The sequence below is a fragment of the Pedobacter nyackensis genome (assembly GCF_032678475.1).
GTDB lineage: Bacteria > Bacteroidota > Bacteroidia > Sphingobacteriales > Sphingobacteriaceae > Pedobacter > Pedobacter nyackensis_A.
The window spans coordinates 13055-37570 of sequence record NZ_JAVTSF010000007.1; the positions used below are offsets into that span (position 1 = coordinate 13055).

General features: G+C 39.8%; 17 protein-coding genes and 1 tRNA gene. 16 read left to right on the plus strand and 2 right to left on the minus strand.

Going from position 1 to position 24516, the window contains the following annotated elements; genetic code table 11:
* The first annotated feature begins 337 nt into the window (after window positions 1-337).
* From R2Q84_RS19890 to R2Q84_RS19925, 8 genes are all read left to right on the plus strand, one after another.
* The gene (locus R2Q84_RS19890; protein ID WP_316818351.1) at window positions 338-2431 is read left to right on the plus strand and encodes a HEPN domain-containing protein; all 2094 of its coding nucleotides are present in this window, start codon (window positions 338-340) and stop codon (window positions 2429-2431) included.
* The gene (gene cobA, locus R2Q84_RS19895; protein ID WP_316818352.1) at window positions 2428-3213 is read left to right on the plus strand and encodes a uroporphyrinogen-III C-methyltransferase; all 786 of its coding nucleotides are present in this window, start codon (window positions 2428-2430) and stop codon (window positions 3211-3213) included. The genes R2Q84_RS19890 and cobA overlap by 4 nt, the downstream gene beginning before the upstream one ends.
* 5 nt (window positions 3214-3218) lie before the next feature.
* Window positions 3219-4685: a TSUP family transporter gene (locus R2Q84_RS19900; protein ID WP_316818353.1), complete on the plus strand. Its 1467-nt coding sequence runs from the start codon at window positions 3219-3221 to the stop codon at window positions 4683-4685.
* 2 nt (window positions 4686-4687) lie between these two features.
* The gene (locus tag R2Q84_RS19905) at window positions 4688-5392 is read left to right on the plus strand and encodes a phosphoadenylyl-sulfate reductase (protein WP_316818354.1); all 705 of its coding nucleotides are present in this window, start codon (window positions 4688-4690) and stop codon (window positions 5390-5392) included.
* Window positions 5393-5404: 12 nt separating this feature from the next.
* Window positions 5405-6310, plus strand: a complete 906-nt coding sequence (cysD, locus tag R2Q84_RS19910) for a sulfate adenylyltransferase subunit CysD (RefSeq protein ID WP_316818355.1) — start codon at window positions 5405-5407, stop codon at window positions 6308-6310.
* The gene (locus R2Q84_RS19915; protein ID WP_316818356.1) at window positions 6310-7560 is read left to right on the plus strand and encodes a sulfate adenylyltransferase subunit 1; all 1251 of its coding nucleotides are present in this window, start codon (window positions 6310-6312) and stop codon (window positions 7558-7560) included. Before cysD ends, R2Q84_RS19915 begins: the two co-directional genes overlap by 1 nt.
* Before the next feature lie 258 nt (window positions 7561-7818).
* Complete coding sequence (locus tag R2Q84_RS19920; RefSeq protein WP_316818357.1) at window positions 7819-9225, plus strand: glycogen synthase; 1407 nt, start codon at window positions 7819-7821, stop codon at window positions 9223-9225.
* A 10-nt stretch (window positions 9226-9235) separates the two neighbouring features.
* Window positions 9236-10507: a glucose-1-phosphate adenylyltransferase gene (locus R2Q84_RS19925; protein ID WP_316818358.1), complete on the plus strand. Its 1272-nt coding sequence runs from the start codon at window positions 9236-9238 to the stop codon at window positions 10505-10507.
* Window positions 10508-10657: 150 nt separating this feature from the next.
* On the opposite strand, the gene R2Q84_RS19930 is transcribed toward R2Q84_RS19925, so the two are convergent.
* Both R2Q84_RS19930 and R2Q84_RS19935 read right to left on the minus strand, forming a co-directional pair.
* Window positions 10658-12019, minus strand: coding sequence for a HAMP domain-containing sensor histidine kinase (locus tag R2Q84_RS19930; RefSeq protein WP_316818359.1), 1362 nt, complete (start codon window positions 12017-12019; stop codon window positions 10658-10660).
* On the minus strand, window positions 12016-13386 hold the full coding sequence (locus tag R2Q84_RS19935; protein ID WP_316818360.1) for a sigma-54 dependent transcriptional regulator: 1371 nt from the start codon (window positions 13384-13386) through the stop codon (window positions 12016-12018). Before R2Q84_RS19935 ends, R2Q84_RS19930 begins: the two co-directional genes overlap by 4 nt.
* Before the next feature lie 172 nt (window positions 13387-13558).
* Here R2Q84_RS19935 and R2Q84_RS19940 point away from each other — a divergent pair, with 172 nt between their 5' ends.
* From R2Q84_RS19940 to R2Q84_RS19975, 8 genes are all read left to right on the plus strand, one after another.
* Window positions 13559-14806: an efflux RND transporter periplasmic adaptor subunit gene (locus R2Q84_RS19940; RefSeq protein ID WP_316818361.1), complete on the plus strand. Its 1248-nt coding sequence runs from the start codon at window positions 13559-13561 to the stop codon at window positions 14804-14806.
* A gap of 21 nt (window positions 14807-14827) precedes the next feature.
* On the plus strand, window positions 14828-15526 hold the full coding sequence (locus R2Q84_RS19945) for an ABC transporter ATP-binding protein (RefSeq protein WP_316818362.1): 699 nt from the start codon (window positions 14828-14830) through the stop codon (window positions 15524-15526).
* Between the two features lie 20 nt (window positions 15527-15546).
* Window positions 15547-17925, plus strand: coding sequence for an ABC transporter permease (locus tag R2Q84_RS19950; RefSeq protein ID WP_316818363.1), 2379 nt, complete (start codon window positions 15547-15549; stop codon window positions 17923-17925).
* 18 nt (window positions 17926-17943) lie between these two features.
* Window positions 17944-20316: an ABC transporter permease gene (locus tag R2Q84_RS19955; protein ID WP_316818364.1), complete on the plus strand. Its 2373-nt coding sequence runs from the start codon at window positions 17944-17946 to the stop codon at window positions 20314-20316.
* Between the two features lie 77 nt (window positions 20317-20393).
* A complete protein-coding gene (locus tag R2Q84_RS19960; protein WP_316818365.1) occupies window positions 20394-22766 on the plus strand; it encodes an ABC transporter permease in 2373 nt (790 codons plus the stop codon).
* Window positions 22767-22783: 17 nt separating this feature from the next.
* The gene (locus tag R2Q84_RS19965) at window positions 22784-23470 is read left to right on the plus strand and encodes an ABC transporter ATP-binding protein (RefSeq protein WP_316818366.1); all 687 of its coding nucleotides are present in this window, start codon (window positions 22784-22786) and stop codon (window positions 23468-23470) included.
* Between the two features lie 28 nt (window positions 23471-23498).
* Window positions 23499-24296, plus strand: a complete 798-nt coding sequence (locus R2Q84_RS19970; protein ID WP_316818367.1) for a helical backbone metal receptor — start codon at window positions 23499-23501, stop codon at window positions 24294-24296.
* Between the two features lie 118 nt (window positions 24297-24414).
* A tRNA-Leu gene (locus R2Q84_RS19975) sits at window positions 24415-24496 on the plus strand.
* Window positions 24497-24516: the final 20 nt, after the last annotated feature.

Genomic DNA, 24516 nt, shown 5'->3' on the forward strand with positions numbered 1-24516 from the left:
CCCAATTAAATCTAACCTCCCGTTTTGAATAACGGCATACAAATAGGCTTAATGGAATATCACCTAAATCTAGCACATGCAAAGATTTCGGAGGATAGGTGTAATAGTGTTAAATAATAATAGTCTGATATACATCAATTTACATATTTATTACAAAATAATATACTACTAGTCCTGTATACTTTATATATTTGCTTTATGAACAAAACTAACAACATCCTTATCTACCTGAATATGCACTGCATGTATAGGTAAAATTATAGGCTGTTGAGATAAGATATTGAAGCTTCTCCGGTCACCCAGACAGAGAAGCTTTTTTTAAATAAGACCAATTAGTATGCAAAGTTTTAGGACAGAGTTAGAGAACCCTATTGTCGAAAAAGATATCATTGATCTTGAAAAAAAGATCAGAGCATTTCGCGAAGGTAAAATCCATGATGAGAAATTTAGAAGTCTGCGTTTAGCACGTGGGGTTTACGGACAACGACAGCCAGGCGTACAAATGGTACGTATTAAACTGCCTTTTGGTAAAGTAACCTTCCAGCAATTGTTGCGCATTTCGGATGTGTCGGATGAGTATGCGAGCAGAAACCTGCATCTCACCACCCGTCAGGATATTCAGATTCACTATGTAAGTTTAGACCGTACTCCTCAGTTGTGGGAAGAGTTGCAACGTGACGATGTAACCATTCGTGAAGCTTGTGGAAATACAGTACGTAATGTTACCTCTTCACCTGATGCAGGTATCAATCCGAACGAACCTTTCGACGTTTCTCCTTATGCACATGCTTTCTTTACTTACTTTTTGCGTAACCCGATTTGCCAGGAAATGGGCAGGAAGATTAAGTTCTCCTTCTCTTCTGATGAAAAGGATACTGCATTTAGCTATATCCATGATCTCGGTTTTATCCCTAAAATAAATGAACAGGGCGAGCGCGGCTTTAAAGTGATGCTGGGTGGAGGACTAGGCGCTCAGCCTTTTCTGGCCGAACTGGTTCATGAGTTTTTACACGAAGATCAGATCATTCCTTATGCCGAATCGGTACTAAGGGTATTTGACCGCTATGGTGAAAGAACAAACAGAAACAAAGCACGTTTAAAATACCTGGTACAAAAACTAGGATTGGAAGAAGTGTTACGCTTAATTGAAGAAGAACGTATTGCCAACAAATCTAAATCTTTTAAAATAGACCGCGACACCGTTCCGCAGCCACAGATTCCTCAGTTAATTGAGTATCCTGTTTTGGAGGGGGTGCTGGATGCCTTAGATTACAAACACTGGCGTGCTACAAATGTAACTGCCCAAAAGCAGGATGGTTTTTACGCTGTATACATTAAAGTAACCAAAGGTGATATCCCTACCGAGCAGGCACGTAAACTGGTAGAAGCCATTGCACCTTATGCAGCGGATGAAATCCGGATCACTCAAAACCAGGGCTTAATGCTCAAGTTTGTAAGAGAAGCCGCATTGCCAGCCTTATTTGTTGCTCTTAAAGAGCTGGGGTTTGCAAAACCAGGCTTTGATAGTGTGGGTGATGTAACAACATGCCCTGGTACAGATACTTGTAATCTGGGGATCTCTAACAGCATGTCTCTATCTGTTGCTTTAGAGGATGTGATTTATGAAGAATATCCGGAATTGATTTACGACAAAGACATTAAAATTAAAATCAGCGGTTGTATGAACTCCTGCGGACAACATGGATTGGCGCACATTGGATTTCACGGAAGTTCGGTAAAAGCCAACGGAAAAGTTGTTCCGGCAGTACAGGTAATGCTGGGTGGCGGTACCATTGGTGATGGAGCTGGAAGGGTAGCAGAGCGTGTTATTAAAGCACCATCTAAACGTGCAACTGATGTACTGAGAACTATATTGAATGATTTTGCAGCCAATGCCGAAAAAGAAGAAAGTTTCCACGCATATTACGATCGCAACGGTAAAGATTATTTTTACCAGATGTTAAAGCCGCTGGCTGATTTAACGACACTTGTTGATGAGGAGTATGTGGATTGGGGCCATGAAGGCATATTTGTTCCTGCTATTGGTGTAGGCGAATGTGCCGGTGTGGTGATCGATCTGGTGGCTACTTTACTGCTGGAAGCAGAAGAAAAGCTGGATTGGGCGAAAGCCTCTTTTGAAGCCGAAGCCTGGTCTGATGCCATTTATCATACCTATGCCGTATTTGTAAGTACAGCCAAAGCATTACTACTGGATAAAGGAGTAAACAGTAGCACACAAATCGGAATCATCCGTGAGTTTGATACCAATTATATTGAAACAGGCGAGGTGAAACTGGAAGGTACATTTAATGACCTGGTATTGCAAATTAATAAAAATGAACCTACTAAGGAGTTTGCAACAAGCTATTTAGCCGCTGTTGATAAGTTCTATAACGAAATGAAAGCTAAAAGAGAGGAGCAATTTCAATGATCACTCAAATTAACAATAAAGAACCAAAAATCACTTTAGTAGGCGCCGGACCCGGTGATCCTGAACTGATTACCTTAAAGGGAGCGAATGCATTGAAGACTGCTGATGTGGTTTTGTATGATGCGCTGGTGAATGAAGGTATTTTAGATTACGCCAATCCAAATGCCATCAGGGTGTATGTGGGCAAAAGATCTGGTGAACATTCTTATGGTCAGGATGCCATAAACAAGCTGATGGTGGATTATGCTCTTAATTATGGTCATGTGGTACGTTTGAAAGGTGGTGATCCTTTTGTATTTGGCAGGGGCTATGAGGAACTGGACTATGCAGCTGGATACAGTATCCCGGTTTCGGTAATTCCCGGCTTATCGAGCTCTATCTCTGTACCTGGTTTACAACAAATTCCAGTAACACACCGTGGATTAAGCGAAAGCTTCTGGGTGGTTACGGGTACTACTGCTTCTGGTCAGATCTCTAATGATTTGTATGAAGCGGCGCGGTCTAAGGCCACTGTAGTAGTCTTGATGGGCTTGGGCAAATTGAAGGAAATAGTTAAATTGTACCAAAATGAAGGCAAGCATCAATTGCCGGTAGCAGTCATTCAAAGTGGCTCAACGGAAAACGAAAAACTGGCTATAGGCATCGTAGATACAATTGTAGAACTGGTTGAAGAAAAGGGCATCAAAGCTCCGGCATTACTTGTTTTTGGTGAAGTGGTTTCGTTGCATCCTTCATTTCAACCCATTAAGGATTTTTATCAGGCACTTAAAGAAGAACTATAGCTCTTATGGAAGGCAATCAATTATTTCCTGTCTTCATTAAATTAAATACCATCCATACGCTATTGGTTGGGGCCGGGCCTGTGGGGCTTGAGAAGCTTAGTGCTATTCTGGGCAATAGTCCTGATGCAAATGTAACCGTTATTGGCCTTGAGGTATTGCCTGAGCTGAAACAACTGGCCGCAAACCACGAAAGAGTAAGCGTTTTGACACGGGAATTTGAAGTAGCCGATCTGGAGGGAATTGACCTGGTGGTGGCTGCGACGAATAACGACGACTTGAACCAGTTGATCAGAGTAGAAGCTGATCGCAGGAATTTACTGGTGAATTTTGCCGATAAACCGGAGCTGTGTAACTTTTACCTGGGCTCGATTGTTAAAAAAGGAGATCTTAAAATAGCCATCTCCACTAACGGGAAGTCACCCACCATTGCAAAAAGATTAAAGGAAGTATTAAACGATAGCTTACCAGAAGAGATTAACGATACCCTGCAAAATATGCAGGCATTAAGAAATACACTGAACGGTGATTTTGCTGCTAAGGTTAAAAAATTAAATGCAGTAACTTCATCGCTGATTGTAGCGAAAGAAGAGAAACACAAGACTTATTTGAAGTGGCTGATCTGGTCGGCAATTGTATTTTCATTTGCTATAGTTGTTGCTGCCTTTTGGCATAAGGAACCGGAATTTCAGGCTTATTTGACGAATCTTGACCCTATATTCTACTGGTTTTTAATAGGCGGCTTTATTTTTGCCATGATTGATGGAGCGATAGGGATGTCGTACGGTGTAACCAGTACTTCTTTTTCGATCGCTATGGGGGTACCACCAGCTTCGGCCAGTATGGGCGTGCATTTATCGGAGATTTTGAGCAATGGGATTGCCGGTTGGATGCATTATCGTTTTGGTAATGTAAATTGGAAACTGTTTAAATTATTATTGATACCAGGGATTATTGGCGCGGTAACTGGTGCTTATTTATTGTCTTCATTAGAGCATTATAGCCATTATACCAAGCCTTTTGTTTCTTTATACACTTTAATATTGGGCTTTGTCATTTTGTCTAAAGCTTACCAGTCTAATGGTAAAACTAAAGGGAAAAAAGATAAGATTAAAAAGATTTCTCTACTTGGGTTATTTGGAGGTTTTATTGATGCTGTAGGTGGTGGAGGCTGGGGTTCGATTGTATTGTCGAGCTTAATTGCTGGGGGAAGAAATGCTCGTTTCTCTTTAGGAACGGTAAAAATTACACGCTTTTTTATTGCACTGATGAGCTCGCTTACTTTTATAACCATGTTAAGTGGTGCACATTGGGAAGCTGTTGCAGGTTTGGTGATCGGTAGTGCTTTGGCATCGCCAATAGCTGCAAGAGTATCCAATAAGATTTCTGCGAAAACAATCATGGTTTTAGTAGGTATCCTGGTGGTTATAGTAAGTGCGCGCAGTATCATCAATTTTATTCTTGAATTAGTATAGTCATGAAGGAGAAATTAACAGAAATAGCAGAAAAAATAAAAGATCTTGATCCGGTTGAGGCCTTGCGCTTCTTTGCGGATCATTATCCGGGGAAGATCGTTTTTTCTACCAGCTTTGGATGGGAAGATCAGGTAATTACCCACATGATCTTTGCCAATGATATTCCTATAGAGGTATTTACATTGGAAACGGGGCGTTTATTCCCGGAGACTTATTATGTATGGAACCGGACGCTCGAAATCTATAAAAAGCCTATCCATGCTTATTTTCCTGATGCTCAGGCATTGCAGGAAATGGTGGATAAAAAAGGCCCAAGTAGTTTTTACGAGTCGGTAGAGAACCGGAAGGAATGTTGCGGTATACGTAAATTGGAGCCTTTGCGAAGAGCCTTGAAAGGGAACGATCTATGGGTGACAGGAATCAGATCGGAACAATCGGTAAACAGGCACGATATGGCCAATCTGGAATGGGATGAGCAAAATCAAATGATTAAATTTCACCCTATCTTTTTCTGGTCTTTGGATGAAGTAAAGGAATACATTAAAAAAAATAACATTGTTTATAACACCCTGCATGATAAAGGTTTTCCAAGTATAGGCTGTGCGCCTTGTACAAGGGCGGTTAGAGAAGGTGAAGACTTTAGAGCCGGTCGCTGGTGGTGGGAAGATCAATCAAAAAAGGAATGTGGTTTACATGCCACAAAGTAATTGCAACAGAAAATGAGTAAGTATAATTTAGATTATTTAGACGAATTAGAGGCCGAGGCGATTCACATACTACGTGAAGTGGCAGGGCAATTTGAAAAGCCAGCCTTGTTATTCTCGGGTGGCAAGGATTCTATTACCCTGGTTAGACTGGCAGAAAAGGCCTTCAGACCAGGCAAGTTTCCTTTTCCGTTGGTACACATTGATACCGGACATAACTTTGAGGAAACGATTGTTTACCGTGATGAAATGGTGGAAAGACTAGGCGAGAAATTGATTGTTGGCAGCGTTCAGGAATCTATTGATCAGGGGAAAGTGGTGGAACAAACGGGTAAAAATGCTAGCAGAAATGCTTTGCAGACGGTTACCTTGTTGGATACCATTGCTTTGCATGGTTTTGATGCTTGTATTGGTGGTGCCAGAAGAGATGAGGAAAAAGCAAGGGCCAAGGAACGTATCTTTTCTGTAAGGGATGAATTTGGTCAGTGGGACCCTAAGCGTCAGCGTCCCGAATTGTGGAACATTTACAATGGAAAGATTCATAAGGGAGAAAATGTGCGGGTATTCCCTATCAGTAACTGGACTGAACTGGATGTTTGGAACTACATAAAAAGAGAAAATATAAGTCTGCCGTCCATCTATTTTGCACATTACAGGGATGTGATTACCCGCAATGGTCAGCTGATGGCCGCTTCACCTTTTTTAAATATGGATAGTGAGGATATAGTGGAACACAAGCAGGTAAGGTTCCGTACAGTTGGCGACATGAGTTGTACTGCTGCTGTGGAATCGGACGCAGTGGAACTGGATAATATTATTGCTGAAATCAGCGCATCAAAAATTAGTGAACGGGGAGCCCGCATGGACGATAAAGTTTCGGAAGCTGCGATGGAAGACCGCAAGAAAGGAGGATACTTTTAATGAATATACTTAAATTTTTTACAGCCGGTAGTGTGGATGATGGTAAAAGCACTTTGATAGGTAGGTTGTTATATGATACGGATTCAATTCTTGCTGATCAGCTGGAAGCTTTACAGGCTTCGAACCGCAAAAATGATGACGGAACAATTGATCTGGCGATTTTAACGGACGGTTTAAGGGCTGAACGTGAGCAGGGGATTACTATTGATGTGGCTTACAAATATTTCCAGACGGAGAAACGTAAGTTCATTATTGCTGATACTCCCGGGCATATTCAGTATACACGAAACATGGTTACGGGCGCATCAACTGCTAAGCTGGCGATCATTTTAATTGATGCCAGAAATGGAGTGGTTGAACAAACAATCCGTCATTCTTACCTGGTGTCGTTATTGGGTATTGAGCATGTTGTAGTTTGCTTAAACAAAATGGATATGGTGGGTTATAGCGAAACCGTATTTACTGCTATTACCGATAAGTATAAAACACTTGCTGCGGAACTGAACTTAAAGGATGTAAACTTTATTCCTGTAAGTGCGTTGAAAGGTGATAATGTGGTTAACGAGTCGGAGCATATGAGCTGGTATAAAGGCCGTAGTTTGCTTCATTTCCTGGAGACGGTAGATGTGGAAACTGGTGCGGAATCTGAGTTGGCACGTATGCCGGTTCAATGGGTGGTAAGGCCACAAACGGATGAACTGCACGATTACAGGGGATATGCTGGTCGCATTTTAAGCGGCGAGTTTAATGTGAATGATAAGGTGACGGTTTTACCCTCGGGTAGCAGTTCGGTAATTGAACGTATTGAAATTTTTGATCAGCAGCCAGAGGTTGCCTTCGCAGGTCAGTCGGTAATGCTTCACCTGAAAGATAATATTGACATTAGCAGGGGGGATGTGTTGGTGAACTCTGATCACTTACCTCAACATTCTCAGTTGATTGAGACTGATGTTTGCTGGATGGATACTAGGCCTTTGGATGAAAGTATTACTTATTTATTGCAACACAATAGTAAGGTGACGAAATGTAAGATTCGCGAGATTATTTATAAAGTTGATATTAATACATTGGAAAAGCAGGATGCGTATGATTTTAAGCTGAATGATATCGGCAGGATTGTCTTGAAAACTGCTGATGCGCTTGCTTTTGATCTTTATACGGATAATAAAGCGAATGGTGCGGCGATATTGATTGACAGTAGGACTAATTTAACTGTTGCGGCGTTGATGTTTAGAGCTGTTGCGGATTAGTTGTAGTTAGTGCATCACGTCATCCTGAATTTCTCAGAAGGTCTTAATGGGATATTGTCTTCAAGAGGGCTAGAAATACTGGAAAAAAAACCTTGTACTCCTCTGAGTCTGGAATCTTTTGCTCGCTTCGCGTAAGCAGCAAAAGTTCCCAGGCCTCATCGAAGCACAAGGTTTTTTTTATTAATATTATTTTTTTGCTAAATATTTGCTTTACGCTACTTAATCCCTATTTTGAGGTGATTTTTAAACCCTCAGAATATGGAGATAGTACACCTTAGCGCAGAATGTTATCCTATTGCTAAAGTTGGTGGTTTGGGCGACGTTGTAGGTGCTTTGCCGAAGTATCAGAACAAGCTTGGACATGTTGCTAAGGTAGTGATGCCTGCATACCAAACCAAGTTCATGCAGGAGAACGAGTTCGAAGTAGTTTATGATGGCTGGGCTAAACTAGGCTTTCATAATTTTGCGGTAAAGATATTCAGGGAAAAAACCAATAAGTTAGGCTTTGACTTGTTTCTCGTTCATATTGAGGGGCTATTTGACAGAGAGCTTGTTTATGGTTATCATGATGATACGGAGCGTTTTCTGGCTTACCAGATCGCAGTATTGGATTGGATTTCACAATGGGAGCACCGTCCGGATGTGATTCATTGTCATGATCACCATACCGGACTTGTACCTTTTATGGCTGCTTATTGCGAGCAGTTTAGACGATTAAGTCAGATACCGACGGTTTTAACGATACACAATGCACAGTACCAGGGACAATTCGGTTGGGATAAGCTACATTATATTCCGGCATTTGATTTATGGAAGACAGGGCAACTGGATTGGCGTGGTTCTATTAATCCCCTGGCAACAGCCATTAAATGTGCCTGGCGCGTAACTACTGTTTCCCCGAGTTATCTGGATGAAATTAGCTTTAAAGCTAATGGACTTGAAGATTTACTGGCACAGGAAAGAAGTAAATCATTCGGTATACTTAACGGAATAGATAATGAGGTCTGGAACCCTCAGACTGATCCGATGCTGGAGAAGAATTTTACAACGCGTATTGTAGATGCAGGGAAGAAAGCCAATAAGGCTGCACTTTGCGCCGTTTTTAATCTGGATCCTGAAAAACCTTTGTTTACTTTTATTGGTCGACTGGTGGGGGAAAAAGGCGCGGATCTGCTTCCTGAGATATTCTACAATGCTTTAATAACATATAGCAATCAGATCAATATATTGGTGCTAGGTTCTGGAGATTCGCAGGTAGAAGGTCGGTTAACTCAGTTGAAAGATGCTTTCCCTGGAAATTACAATGCTTATATTGGTTATAATGAAAAATTATCGCACCAGATTTATGCCGGGGCCGACTTTTTGCTGATGCCAAGCAGGGTAGAGCCTTGTGGCTTAAATCAGATGTATGCGTTAAGATATGGAACCATTCCTATTGTTAGAAGGATTGGAGGGTTAAAGGATACAGTGGTGGATATTGGTGATGGAGGTTTTGGCGTTTGTCATGATCAAACCAGTGCCTGGGATGTGGGGCATGCAATTGGACGGGCATATGATTTGTATACAGATGCCAAACATGTAAAAGAAATTCGTAAGTTTATTATGCAGCTGGATCATTCCTGGGATAGGGCAGCACAACAATATATAGATATTTACCAAGTATAAATGAAACACTATGACTAACAATGTATTGGGGGTAATCCTTGGCGGTGGTCAGGGTTCCAGGCTGGCGCCATTAACACAAACACGCTCTAAACCAGCGGTACCGATAGGTGGGAAATATCGTTTAGTGGATATTCCAATTTCTAATTGCCTGAACTCGGGGATACATAGAATGTTTGTTTTAACACAGTTTAATTCTGCTTCGTTAAACAAACACATTAAAAACACGTATCATTTTAGTCATTTCAGTTCTGCGTTTGTAGACATTCTTGCTGCAGAGCAAACACCCGACAATCCAACCTGGTTTCAGGGGACTGCAGATGCGGTTAGACAAACTATGCACCATTTGTTAAATCATGAATTTGAGTATGCGTTGATCTTATCAGGAGATCAGTTGTACCAGATGGATTTTAATAAAATGGTTCAGGAGCATGTGAGTAAAGGTGCAGAGGTAAGTATTGCGACGATTCCTGTAACAGCTAAGGATGCTACCGATTTTGGGATTTTGAAGGTGAATGAAGAAAACTTTATCACTTCCTTTATTGAAAAGCCTGCCGCAGCATTATTGCCGGACTGGTCTTCTGATACAGGACCCGAAATGCAGGCTGAAGGAAGAGATTACCTGGCTTCAATGGGGATTTATATCTTCAACAGGGACTTGCTGGTTAAAATTTTGGTGGATAACCCTGATGAAAAGGATTTCGGTAAAGAGATCATTCCAAGGGCAATGGCAAACAATAAGGTATTGAGTTTCCAATATGAGGGGTACTGGACTGATATCGGTAATATCTCTTCGTTCTTCGAGGCTAATCTTGGTCTTACGGATGACATTCCTAAGTTTAACTTGTTTGACAGTCATCAAAGTATCTTTACCCGTGCAAGGATGTTGCCGCCATCAAAAATATTAGGTACAACATTAAATAAGGCGGTTATTTCGGAAGGTTGTATTTTACAGGCTAAAGAGATTTCTCATGCGGTAATTGGTATCCGGTCAAGAATTGGGATTGACACAGTTGTTGAAAATGCTTACATTATGGGTAGCGACAGGTACCAGACCTTATTAGAAATTGAAGAAGAATCAGCAAACGACAAGCCTTTGATTGGTATTGGTGACAGGTGTAAAATTGTGAATGCACTTGTGGATAAGAATTGCAGAATTGGAAACGACGTTCAGATTATTGGTGGTGACCACCTACCTGATGGTGATCATACGCTATATACTGTTAAAGATGGTATTGTAGTGGTGAAAAAAGGTGCGGTTATTCCGAACGGAACAATTATTTAATCGATTGTAGTTACAGTACAATTAGTACGGTCGTCATGCAGGCGAAGGTCGGTATCTCTCATTAGCGACGCTGATTTTTTCTTGAGAGGTACTGAAATAAATTCAGCATGACGACCGCTTTAACAAACACATCTACCATTACCACACTCGCTAAAGGTATTTGAATACAAGAGAAAATGTTGTTTTCTCAAAAGGAGTAGAGTTTACTTCTAAACTTCCCTGGTGCATTTTCATGATATTTTGGGTAATGGTTAAGCCTATGCCGGAACCATTTTTTCGGGTGCTAAAAAAGGGAACGAATATCTTTCCGAGTAAGTCGGGTTCTACACCTTTCCCATTGTCTGTTACCTCAAGGTATAACTTGTTCTGATCCACTCTGTAGTTTATTTCTATGACTGGTCGCCTAATATTTTCGAGGGCATAAACGCTATTGGTAACCAGGTTAATAAGTGCTTGTTCTATTAGTTTTAAATCTACTTCAACACTGATTCTGGAAGTAGCCTGCTCAACTTTTAAGGTAATGTTACGTTCAGTAGCAAAAGGTTGCATGAGTACTTTAATGTGTTGCAGGATCTCTCCAATTGTATGGTGTTCCAGGCGTGGCGTTGGGAGTTCTGCAATGAGCCGGTAAGCCTTAACAAAATCAAGTAAGCCTTCGGACCTTCTTTTGATGGTTTGAATGGCCGGCTTCAGATCTTCAAGCTCCTCATTGTTTAAATTTTGTTTGTTGGCGATCATACCGTTTACAGTATCAGAGAGTGAACTGATCGGTGTAATGGAATTCAGGATCTCGTGCGAAATTACTCCAATTAGCCTGTTCCATGCTTCCGCTTCTTTTTGCTCTATTTCATCTTTAATGTTTTGAAACGAAATGACGGTGTAGTCCGTTTGATAAAGATTTAATGGGATTACTTCTGTCGACAACTGGATCATTTTGTCTTGTATTTTAAGTTCCATAAAACGTTTTCCACCTTTACCTATGTCAGCTATTTCTTTGGCAAATTGAGGGATGTGTTGCATTAAACGGTGCCAGTATTTATACGCGGGTATATTGAGCAGATTTGTAGCTGCCTGATTAAAGAAAACGATTTCTGTTTTCTCTGTCTGCTGCGGATGACCCTTAATGACAATTACGCCCGTTGGGATTTGCTCCAGAATTGTTTTGATCAATTGAAACATGGAGTCTTTTTCCAGCTGCATGTCTTTGTTGATCTGAATGAGTTCATTGAAGAAATTGTACAAATCCGGGAATGCTCCTTTTGTAGCTTTACGGTTAAAATTTAGCGTATTGTCCTGTGTCTTTACCGCCTCAATAAACCGTTTAATGTCTTTACTGATCTGTTTAATGTAAAAGTGCAAACTTAAAATGCTGGCGATTAAAATGATCCCCAATCCTGTAATTGTGAACCATAATTCCGTTTTACTGATCAGGAAATACAAGACTATGCTCAGTAAATTAATGATTAGCAGCCTGATCAATAGATTGAAGGTGAATCGATTGTAAAACATCATAGGTTAAATTTTTCTATGCGTCTGTATAGCGCCGCACGGGTTAAACCAAGATCAGCAGCGGCTTTTGAAATGTTACCTTTATGTTTTTCTATCGCCTTTTGTACCATTGTCTTTTCCATTTCCTCCAGTCCGAGGTTTGTTTGTGGGCTTAACATGGAGCCAAATTTCTGTGGGCTCAATTGAAGATCATTCGGCTGGATTTGCTGACCATCGGACATGATCACTGCCCGTTCTACTACATGTTGTAATTCTCTTACATTACCAGGCCAATGGTAATGTAGCATCATAGTTTGTGCTTTATCGTTAAAAGTGGTAATGCTTTTATGGTATTTTGTATTGAAAGCATGGAGAAAATGATCTGCTAATAGTAAAATGTCTTCTCCACGTTCGGCAAGAGCAGGCAAAAATAGTTCTACGGTATTTATCCTGAAAAGTAAATCTTGTCGGAATGTCCCTTTTGCTACCATTTCATTGAGGGGCATGTTTGTTGCCGTAATGAGGCGGACGTTGATCTTACGCTCTTTGCTTTCCCCAAGTCGGTTGACTGTTCTGTTCTGAATTACACTCAGTAATTTTGCTTGCAAAGGCAAAGAAAGATTACCAATTTCATCCAGAAAAATTGTTCCACCTTCCGCCATTTCAAATCGTCCGGGTTTATCGTCTTTCGCATCTGTAAAAGCACCTTTGGCATAACCGAACAGTTCGCTTTCAAACAGATTTTCGTTTAGTGAGCCCAGATCTACATGCATAAATAGCTGATTCTTGCGTTGCGATAGTCGGTGAAGTTCATAAGCAAATACCTGTTTGCCTGTACCATTGTCGCCAAGGATCAGGACATTAGCATCGGTGGGGGCGACTTTTATAAGTGTACGTTGTAGTTGTTTGATTGGGTCTGAGTTTCCCAGGATATTTTCAAACTGCCTGTTGATGTCTTTTTGCAGAGAAGAATGAATCTTTTCAAGTTTTTTAACCTTTTTGTTGGATTGTCTTAGTTTTGAAGCTGATGATAAAGTTGCAAAAAGCTTTTCGTTTTCCCATGGTTTAAGGATAAAGTCGATCGCACCTTTTTTGATGGCCTGTACGGCAAGTTCAACATTCCCATAAGCGGTCATGAGGATAACAACATAATCTTTATCTATCGAGAGAATATGATCCAGCCAATACAATCCCTCCCGGCCGTCGCTCGCCCCCTTTTGATAATTCATATCGAGCAGGATGATGTCTACTTCGTTGTTACTCAGCAATATATTGAGCTCTTTGGGAGATTTACAAGTAATGACCTGACGGAAATGTTGTTTCAAGAATAATCTTGCACTGAGCAGGATGTCATCATCATCATCTATAACAAGAACAGTTGCTTCTATCATCGCTTTTTTAGTTTATACCAAAAATAATATAAAGTGTCCGATGGCGTACAGAAAGTGTTCGGTAATGAACAGTTTGTTTGTGTTTTATTTTTTAATATGCTGTTTATTAGTATTTTAGTTTTTATTTTTTCTATTGGCATAAGCTTGGCTTATCATTGTCTGTAATGAACGCATGATGGATAAGCGCATAGAGAAAAAAAGATTTAGTAAGAAAAGGATAGTGATTGCTGCTGGGCTTTTACTATTTGTAATTGTTGTAGCCTATGGTTATAGCTTGTCATTAACAAAGGTATATAAAGCCGATGCAGATAAAGTTATCATAAATAAAGTGTTGTATGGTGATTTTGAGGATGTAGTTTTGTTGAATGCAAGTGTGGTGCCGTTGACTTCAGTAATTGTGAGTTCTCCAGAAGGGGGGACTGTAGCTGAGATTTTTACGGAAAATGGGGCTGGTGTAATAAAAGGAACTCCATTGTTGAGAATTGCAAATCCTAATGCTTTATCAGGATATACTTCGAGTGAAACGAGCATTACAGAACAAATCAATCAATTGCGTAAATTGAGGCTTGATCTTGAACAAAATCAACGGATCATGAGTCAGGATATGATGGACATTGAGAATAGCTTAAGGACTGCGACCAGAAAGTACCGTACGGATAGTATATTGTATGCGAAAAAAGTAATCACGAGGCAGGAATTCGAGATTTCCAGTCAGGATTACGAATATCTTCAGGGTCGGAAAAAAATACTTAGAGAAGCTGTTAAACAGGAAAACCAGAGCCGAATTATGCAGTTGAAACAAATTGATGCGTCTGTAAATAATATGAATGAGAGTTTGCTGACTATCAGACAGAATATTGAAAATATGACCATTAAAGCGCCGGTTTCGGGAAAGTTATCCTCCTATGATCCGGTAATTGGTAAATCTTATGGTGCAAATGAGATGCTTGGGAAAATAGATGTGATGCAGGGCTATAAGCTACAGGCAGGAGTGGATGAATATTATGTGAACAGGGTTAAAGAGGGACAAACTGCAAACTGTGAGTTTAATGGCCATACTTACCAATTAGTGGTAAAGAAAGTAATTCCAGAGATTACGGCAGGGCAGTTTCAGGTTGAATTGGGTTTTGAAAATAAATCATCAGTTGATTTAAGAAGAGGTTTAACCTTGTCAGTAAAATTGACTTTATCCGATAACAGTAAATCTTTGCTTTTAAGCCAGGGACAGTTTTTTCAAAGTACGGGAGGCGCCTGGGTTTTTGTACTGAAAGATGGAAAGGCAACCAGGAGAAATATAAAAATTGGCCGTAAAAACTTCCAATATTACGAGGTGATGGATGGCTTGAATAAGGATGAGGAGGTGATTACTTCATCGTACGATCAGTTCAATCAGTATGATGTGATAGAAATTAGTAAGTAGAGTTAGCATAAAAATATAGTTATGATAAGAATTGAGCAACTGGAAAAAGTATACAAAACTGAGGAAGTTGAAACTACAGCGCTGAACGGTATTAGCCTCCATGTGAAACCCGGAGAATTTGTATCTATAATGGGGCCGTCGGGCTGCGGTAAATCAACGTTGCTAAACGTTATGGGGTTGCTGGATAAGCCAGAAGGTGGTAGTTACAAGTTTATGGACACGGAACTGCTGACTTTGAATGAACGGGAACGTTCTAATTTTAGAAAGCGAAACATGGGTTTCGTGTTTCAGAATTTCAATCTGATTGATGAGCTTACTGTTTTTGAAAATATAGAGCTACCATTAATCTATAATAAAGTGCCTTCGGGAGAAAGGAAAAGACTGGTCAATGAAATCATTGAGCGAATGAATATTGTAAACCGTAGCGGGCATTTTCCACAGCAGCTTTCAGGTGGACAACAACAACGGGTTGCGGTTGCAAGGGCATTGGTGACAAAACCCAAACTGGTGCTTGCCGATGAGCCAACAGGTAACCTGGATAGTGCGCACGGTAATGAGGTGATGGAGCTTTTGTGTGAGCTGAATGAATCAGGAACAACCATTGTAATGGTAACGCACTCTGCTCATGATGCGAGTTTTTCCAGTCGTATCATTAACCTGAAGGATGGGCATGTGATTTCGGAAAAGGTAAATAGGGGACGTACGGAGGAGTTGATTTAATAATTAATTGTGCAGATCATATGTTTAAACTGAATTTCAAGATAGCGATACGTAACCTTTGGAAAAATAAGGTATATACTGCAATTAATATCGGTGGACTATCTATCGCATTGGCGGCATTTATAGTCGTGATTTTGTATGTTCATTATGAAACGAGTTATGATAAAGATCTGCATAATTACGACAGAATTTATCAGGTCGGAAGAAATCTGCCCAACCATAAAACTGATTATACACCAGCGCCTTTGGCAAAGGCTATTAAGGATAACTTCCCAGAGGTTGATGTGGCTGGAAAAATGAGCACAACCTGGTTTGAGTTTCCTATTCATACAGAAAAAGGCAGGGTGTATTCTACCAAAGCTTTATTGATGGATTATAAGGTGGCGAAGATGTTTAATATCTGGCCGGAAGGAAAGTTAGTCGATGAAAATGATCCTGGCTTTCAGCTCTATGTTCCCCAATTGTTTCTTAGAAAGCTATTTCCACACGAGCAAGTTGTGTTTCCTAAACAAGTTAGTCTGGGACCAAAAAAAGATGGACAGTTTGTTAAATTATATGGTACAATTGAAAGAACAGATGAGCATTCTAATATAAAATTTGACGTGGTATCGCTTTCAAAGGATATTGCTTTTGACAATAAGGATTATGGGACAAATAACTTTAAAACTTTTATCCTGGTTAAGAAAGGAGCAAATATTGAGGAGCTTCAACAAAAAATAGATCAACTCTATAAAGCTGAAGTGATCAAAGCAGGCGCATCTGCGAACGATTATAGGATTGCCGGACGTTCGGTTATATTTCTGGATCCTTTAAGAAATCTGCATTTAAGGCCAATGGCTGGAACCAATACCAGTTATAAGATTGTATTTGTGCTTTTTGGGCTGGGTATCTTGATGGTGATTATCGCTTGTATTAACTTCACAAATCTAACCATTGCCCAGGCTACGAAGCGGGCAAAAGAAGTCGGTGTAAAAAAAGTATTGGGCGCCTATCGCCTGAACCTTATGTCTCAGTTTCTTATAGAGATTTTTATGCAGTGTTTAACAGCGCTGGTATTTGGGCTCATTATTGCTGAAGTTCTGCTGCCTGTGTTTAACAGGTTGTTTGGCGTCCCTCTGTCCATCTGGCATGGAGATATGACTCTTTTTGCTCAATTGCTATTGATATTAATAATGGTCACGGTTATTTCGGGTATTTACCCGGCCCTGATACTTTCAGCTTATAAGCCTGCATCCGTTTTGAAGGGTAATATGCAGACCAGTTATAAAACACTTTGGTTAAGAAATTCCCTTTTGGCAGTACAGTTTGTAATAGCCATCATATTTATTGCGGGTTTGTTGATCGTAAACAGCCAGTTAAAATATATGCGGGCAGAGGATAAAGGATTTAAATCGTCACAAGTGGTTTTTATTAAAAATATCCAGTTCTATAACAAGCCTGAAGATTTTGAACAGGCCAGAAATAGAATTATGAAAATACCGGGGGTAAATTATGTAACTGTAGTGTCAGACATACCGGATGGATCTAAGCCTGGTACAAATAACTATAAATTAGCTGAACGGGAATCAGTGATAGATTTTATTGACGTAGACTTTGATTATTTTGAAACACTGGATATTAAACTAAAAAGCGGAAGGTTTTTCTCGCGGAATTTTATGGCCGACACAGCCGGCTCAGCAATTTTAAATGAAAGTGCAGTTGCACGCTATGGCGTAACTAATCCGGTAGGCAAAGTCATCAGGGGCTGCGATATGGATTATACGATAGTTGGCGTGGTGAAGGATTTTAAAGCAGGGGGATTTGAAGCGGCCGTTGAGCCTACTATATATGCGATCAGGAATCCATGTAACAATCAAAAAACAAAGATAATGGTTAATATTGATCAGCGTAGGATGGCTGCTGCGCTGGCAACGCTCAAATCAGAATGGATAAATATTAATCGTCTTGATGGGGATGATTTTAGGTATGAGTTTTTAGATGAACTGTATGGACGGTTATTTAAAAAACAAGAACAGCTTCAGTCTGTGTTTTTCTTTGCTGCAATACTAACCATATTCATTGCGATACTAGGTCTGTTTGCTTTCTCTGCATTTACGACCAATAACAGAATTAAAGAAATATCGATTAGGAAAATATTAGGAGCTACAGATTTTCAGATGTTTAAAATGTTAAATACTTTTTTCATGTGGTTGGTGTTGATCGCTAATCTTATAGGTTGGCCATTGGCTTATGTTTTGGCAAAGAAATGGTTGGAGACTTTTGCTTATAGGATCGATATTCCCCTTTTTCCTTTTGTTATCGCGGCATTAATTTCTACAGTTCTTACTGTGCTTACGGTAAGTATCCATGCAAGGAAAGCCGTGAAAGCAAATCCTGCTAAGGCATTGAAATATGAATAACTCTTTAAAGATAGACTTATGTTCAGACTCAATTTAAAAATAGCTTTGCGGAATCTCTGGAGAAATAAGACTTCTTCTGTTATAAATGTAATTGGACTGACGGTTGGTTTGTCTGCCTGTATTCTGTTGTTGCTATATGTCAATTACGAAGTGAATTTCGACCGTCATTATAAGGAGGCAGATAAAATCTATCAGGTAATGACCAATTTTCAGGATGCGTCAGGGAAGATTACAAGCACCGGAACTTCACCTGGTAACGGGATTGCAATGGCTATTAGGAGCAAAATTCCTGAAGTAGATGTGATTGCCCGTATTGCCGGTGGTCGTAAATCGCTCATCGCCAATAAGGAAAATGGCTTTAAAAAAATTGATCTCTTCGCTGATCCGGAGATCCTGAAAATATTCAACTACGAATTTATAACTGGTAATCCCGAAGTTGCACTCAACACACCGAATGCTATAGTGTTAACTGAGGGGACTGCGAAGTTATTGTTTGGCACTACGGATGTACTGGATAAAATGGTGAAGTATGTAAACAAAATTGACCTTAAGGTAACTGGTGTGATCAAAGATCTCCCTGCTAACACTTCACTTAGATTTGATTACCTGATTCCCTGGTCTTTTTATCAAACTATAGATGATGAAGCTAGAAATCCTGGTTGGGGGAATTTTAGCTTTTTAGCAATAACAAGGCTTAATGATAGGGCTGAACTAGATTTTGTCAATTCCAAGGTTAAAAAGCTGTTCAATGAAATTTATACAGAACAAAGAAATGAGAACTTTTTATACCCTTATTCGGATTTACATTTACATGGGAAATTTTTAAACGGTAAAAATGTAGGTGGCGACATAGAACGTATTTATCTGTTTATAGCATTGGCCTTTGGTATTCTGCTGATTGCCTGTATCAATTTTATGAACATGGCTACGGCAAAGTCGGAACGCAGGGCAAAGGAAGTAGGGATCAAAAAAACGATTGGTGCAACCAGAAGTTCTTTGGTGAGCCAATTCCTGACTGAAGCTATGATGCTCACTATAGTTGCAGTGTTGATTGCGCTTACTATTGTTGAAATTAGTTTGCCGATGTTCAATAACCTGTTGGGTATAGAAATATCAATAGACTACATGGGGTTGGCCTATTGGCTGGGTATAGTATCGGTAACCTTGCTGACGGGACTTTTGGCGGGCGTTTATCCAGCAATGTTCCTATCGTCATTCAACCCCATTCAGATTTTTAAAAAGAAAACAGCAAGGGCCAGGTTTATTCCCATCAATCTGAGGCAGGTGCTGGTGGTAGGACAGTTTTGTTTTGCTATTATGTTGATTATTGCTACACTCGTGATTTATAAGCAGATTCAGTTTATTAAGAACAGACCAGTAGGTTACAATATTAATTTGCTTGCAGAGATGCCTCAAAGTGGAGAGTTGCACGGGAAATTTGAATTGTTTAAAGAGCAGGTACTGAAGAGCGGGGCAGTAATTTCGGTAAACCAGGCATCACGCAGCATGACCCATGTAAGCAATTGGTTCTATGGGTTAAAATGGCCGGAGATGGAAAAACAGGGAGAGGAAATTGTTTTCAACCGATTAGAAACCCAGTATGATTTTGTGAAGACAAATGGTGTACAAATGCTTGCTGGCCGTGATTTCTCTAATAAATTTGCTTCAGATACTGCTGCAATTTTATTAAGTGGCACTGCGGTGAAGATGATGAAGCTGAAAGATCCTGTAGGTAAGACAGTAAATCTATTCGGGAATCAGCTAACAATAATCGGTGTATTTAAAGATTTTCTCTGGGACTCACCATATCATTCGGGACGTCCTATGGTGATCAATTTTAGTAAAAGTGAGGGAGGAAACATCAATATGCGTTTAAATCCTGCTAATAGTTTAAGCAAGAATATAGAGCTGATTTCGGTTATTGTTAAAAATATCAATCCTCAGTATCCTGTTGAGATTAAATTTGTAGATGATCTGTATGCTGATAAAATGCAGTCGGAAAAGATACTGGGGGTCCTGGCGAATTTGTTTGGTGGTATAGCCATATTTATATCTTGTTTGGGGTTATTTGGTCTGACCGCTTATAGTGCAGAGCAGCGTACTAAAGAATTTGGTGTACGTAAAGTTCTTGGTGCTTCGGTGGTTAGTATTATGCAACTGCTTTCCTTATCCTTTATGAAAATGATTTTAGTGGCCGTTGTGATTGGTGTACCACTTGCTTGTTACCTGATGAATAAATGGCTGGGGAATTTTGAATTCCGTACGGTAATTTCCTGGTGGATCATCGTTGTATCCATATTTACTACAATTATAGTCGCCTTTTTTACGGTAAGTTTTCAGGCTTATAAGGCGGCAAAAGCAAATCCTGTGGATGCATTAAAATATGAATAGGTAAAATAATTAGTAAATGACGATTTACATCGTTTAGATGGGGTGTTAATGAACGACAATTTAAAACTGGTTAAAAAATGTTTAAACTTAATTTAAAAATTGCGCTACGTAGCCTTTGGAAACATAAGACTTCTTCGATAATTAATGTGTTTGGTTTAGTCATCGGGGTTGCATCCTGCCTTTTGCTGATGCTTTATGTAACTTACGAATGGAATTTTGATAAGCAATTTAAGGGATCTGAAAATGTTTATCAGGTAATGACCAATTTTCAAGATGGGAATGGTCGCATTCAGGGAACCGGAGATGGTACCAGTAATGCAATTGCAACAGTGATTAGAGAAGAAATCCCTGACGTTGATGCTGTAGCTAGAGTTGGTTATGCCGGGAAATCCTTAATCTCTAACGGCGAAAGTAACTTTAAAAAGGAGGCGAAATTTGCTGATCCTGATCTGCTTAAAATCTACAATTACGAATTTATTGCGGGGAATTCTTTGACAGCATTAAACAGTCCAAAGTCTGTAGTCTTAACCGAGGGGATGGCAAAGCTATTGTTTAAAGATGGTGATGCGCTTCATAAATCAGTACGTTATAACAACGATGTAGATTTAATGGTTACAGGAATTATCAGGGATTTGCCATCTAATGGCTCAAATACCTTTGAGTTTCTGATGCCATGGTCTTTGTATGAAACACTTTTTGATTGGGTTAAAAAGCCTGAATGGGGCAATTACAACTGGCAAACTTTAGTTCGCATAAATGAGCAGGCAAATGTTCCTTTGATCAATTCAAAATTGAAAGGAATGATAAAAAGACATAGTGGTTTTTCAACAGATGAAGCATTTATATTTAAATTATGGGACAGACACTTGTTTGGGGAATTTGTAAATGGAAAAAGTGTGGGAGGTGATATTGAACGTATTTACTTATTTATTGCCCTGGCATTCGGTATCCTTTTTATCGCCTGTATTAATTTTATGAACATGGCGACTGCCAAATCGGAAAGGCGGGGAAAGGAAGTGGGTATTAAAAAAACAATAGGTGCAAGCAGGACTTCTTTAATCTCTCAATTCCTTACAGAATCTGTTTTGTTGACGATTATCAGTGTATTGCTTGCAATGGTACTGGTAGAAATCTTATTACCAACATTTAATAATCTGCTGAATATAAAATTGAGTATTAATTATTTTAGCGCTTACTACTGGATTGGTATAATGAGTGTGATTTTGTTGACCGGGCTTTTATCCGGTATTTATCCTGCATTGTATCTTTCTTCCTTTAGTCCTGTCCAGACCTTAAAAAGAAAAATGGCGAAGACTAAAGCTATTCCCGTAAGCTTGAGGCAAGTGTTGGTTATCGGCCAGTTTAGTTTTGCCATTATCCTGATCATTGCTACACTCGTTATTTATAAACAAGTTCAGTTTATTAAAGAAAGGCCGGTCGGTTATGACATTAATCTTTTGGCCGAGATGCCGCAGGAGGGTGAATTGGGGAAAAGGTTTGAATTTTTTAAATCGGAATTGCTAAAAACAGGTGCAGTTACAGCCGTATGTCAATCCTCTGGAAGTTTATCGAATAGCAGTTCTACTTTCTGGAATTTCGAATGGCCTGGAATGAATGCCGCGGATAAAGACGTAGTTTTTAATCAGATTGCTACGACTTACGATTTTATCAAAACAAATGGGGTACAATTAGTTTCGGGACGTGATTTCTCTAAGGAATTTGCTTCGGATACCGCGGCGCTTTTGCTGAGCAGTTCAGCAGTAAAATTAATGGGACTTAAAAATCCGGTTGGTACAGCCGTAAAATACCATGGAAATGAGTTCACTGTTGTCGGGGTCTTCAAAGATTTCATTTGGGGCTCTCCGTACTTTACTGATAAGCCAATGGTTGTTGCTTTTATTAAGGAATGGGGTGGTCAGATTACTATGCGCCTTAACCAGAATAATAATTTAACAAACAATGTTGAATTGATTACTCAGGTAACTAAACGAATAAACCCAGCTTACCCTGTTGACTTGAAGTTTGTGAATGATTTGTATGCTGATAAGCTTGAGGGAGAGCGGGTTCTTGGCATTTTATCAAATCTATTTGGCGGACTGGCAATATTTATATCCTGCCTGGGGCTTTTTGGTCTGACGGCTTATAGTGCTCAACAGCGGACTAAAGAATTTGGGGTACGTAAAGTCCTTGGCGCTTCGGTTGCCAATATTATGCAATTGCTTTCTGCATCATTTATGAAAATGATTTTAGTGGCGGTTGTCATTGCCGTCCCGGTGGCCTGTTACCTGATGAATATATGGCTGGGGCATTTTGAATTTCGCACAAAAATCTCCTTGTTGATGATTATTGCGGCTGTATTTGGTACGAGTGTAATTGCGCTTTTAACGATAAGTCTTCAGGCGTATAAAGCGGCAAAAGCTAATCCTGTGGATGCTTTAAAATATGAATAGTTTTAAATAATTAATAAATGATGATTGAATTACAGGGCATAGAGAAGTTTTATGTAAACAAAGGAGGGAAGAATTACGTTCTTCGTCATGTATCTGCAAGTATAAAAGCCGGTGAATTTGTTTCTATAATGGGGCCATCGGGCGCGGGGAAATCAACGGTGTTGAATATACTGGGGATGTTAGAGGAGCCTACCTATGGCGCATATGAATTTATGGGACAGGATGTGTTTTCTTTAAATGAGCGTAAGCGGATCGAATTGTACCGCAATCACATTGGTTTTGTATTTCAGGCTTACCATTTGATTGATGAGATGACGGTGGCTGAAAATATAGAGGCGCCAATGATGTATAAAAAAGTTTCGGCTCCAGAACGTAAAAACAGGGTAGCAGATTTATTAGACCGTTTTAACATGGCTGCTAAAAGTGATTTTTTTCCTGGTCAGTTGTCGGGCGGAGAACAACAATTGATAGGTATTGCGCGTGCATTGGCTACCAGACCATCCATCATTCTGGCTGATGAGCCTACAGGGAATTTACAGTCGGCCCAGGCGTTACAGATTATGGATCTGTTTAAAAAATTAAATCAGGAAGAAGGAATAACCATTATTCAGGTTACGCATTCTGAAATAAATGCCGGATATGGCAATAGAACTTTACAGCTTTTAGATGGGGTTATTAACGAAGAACGATTTAAGACTGGTTAGATAATTAGTTAGCACTTATATTTGTAGGATGCAACGCAGTTTTACAGATCAGCTGGGAAATACAATACGGGTTAATTATCCACCTAAAAGGATCATTTCTATTGTGCCATCGCAGACAGAACTGTTGTTTGATCTGGGGCTGGACAAGGAGATTGTTGGTCTGACCAAGTTTTGTATTCATCCGATAGAGAAATTTGCAGAACGTACTAAGGTAGGGGGGACTAAAAAGTTAAACATAGAGCTGATTCGCAGTTTAAAGCCAGATTTAATTATTGGAAATAAGGAGGAGAATACCAGGGAGCAGGTGGAGTTGTTAATGGCGGAGTTTCCGGTGTGGATGAGTGATATTTATACTTTGGAAGATGCTAAAAATACGATAAAGCAAATTGCTGAATTGGTAGACCGGGAGCCTGAAGCCTCTTACCTGAATCATTTGATCAATGCAGGGTTTAGTGACCTGCAAACATTGGCCTTACAACAAGGAATTGATAAAACCGTTGCCTATTTGATCTGGAGGGAGCCTTATATGCTGGCCGGAAGAGGTACTTTTATCGATGATATTTTAACGATGAATGGCTTGCGTAATGTGATCAAAGAGAGTCGTTATCCTTCGGTGGATTTAAAAGAGCTAGATGCTTTAAAACCTGATTTGATTTTTTTGTCTTCGGAACCTTATCCATTTAAGGAAAAGCATCTGGAGGAAATAAGGGCTGCAGTTCCGACAGCAAAAGTGATGTTAGTAGATGGAGAAATGTTTTCCTGGTATGGCAGCAGACTGGTTAAAGCTGTCCAATATCTGTTTCAATTGCAAAAAGAACTTTTATAATAAAAATATTTTTACTGAAACCCAGTGGGTTAACTTAGACTGGTGAAAATAAGTTGGAAACCTTTTTGACTTTTAAAAACAATATCTATCTTTGCAGTCCTAAGCAACACCAAAACAAGCGGAAGTGGCGTAATTGGTAGCCGCACCAGACTTAGGATCTGGCGCTTCACGGCGTGGGGGTTCGAGTCCCTTCTTCCGCACACTGACAAAAAGCAACCTC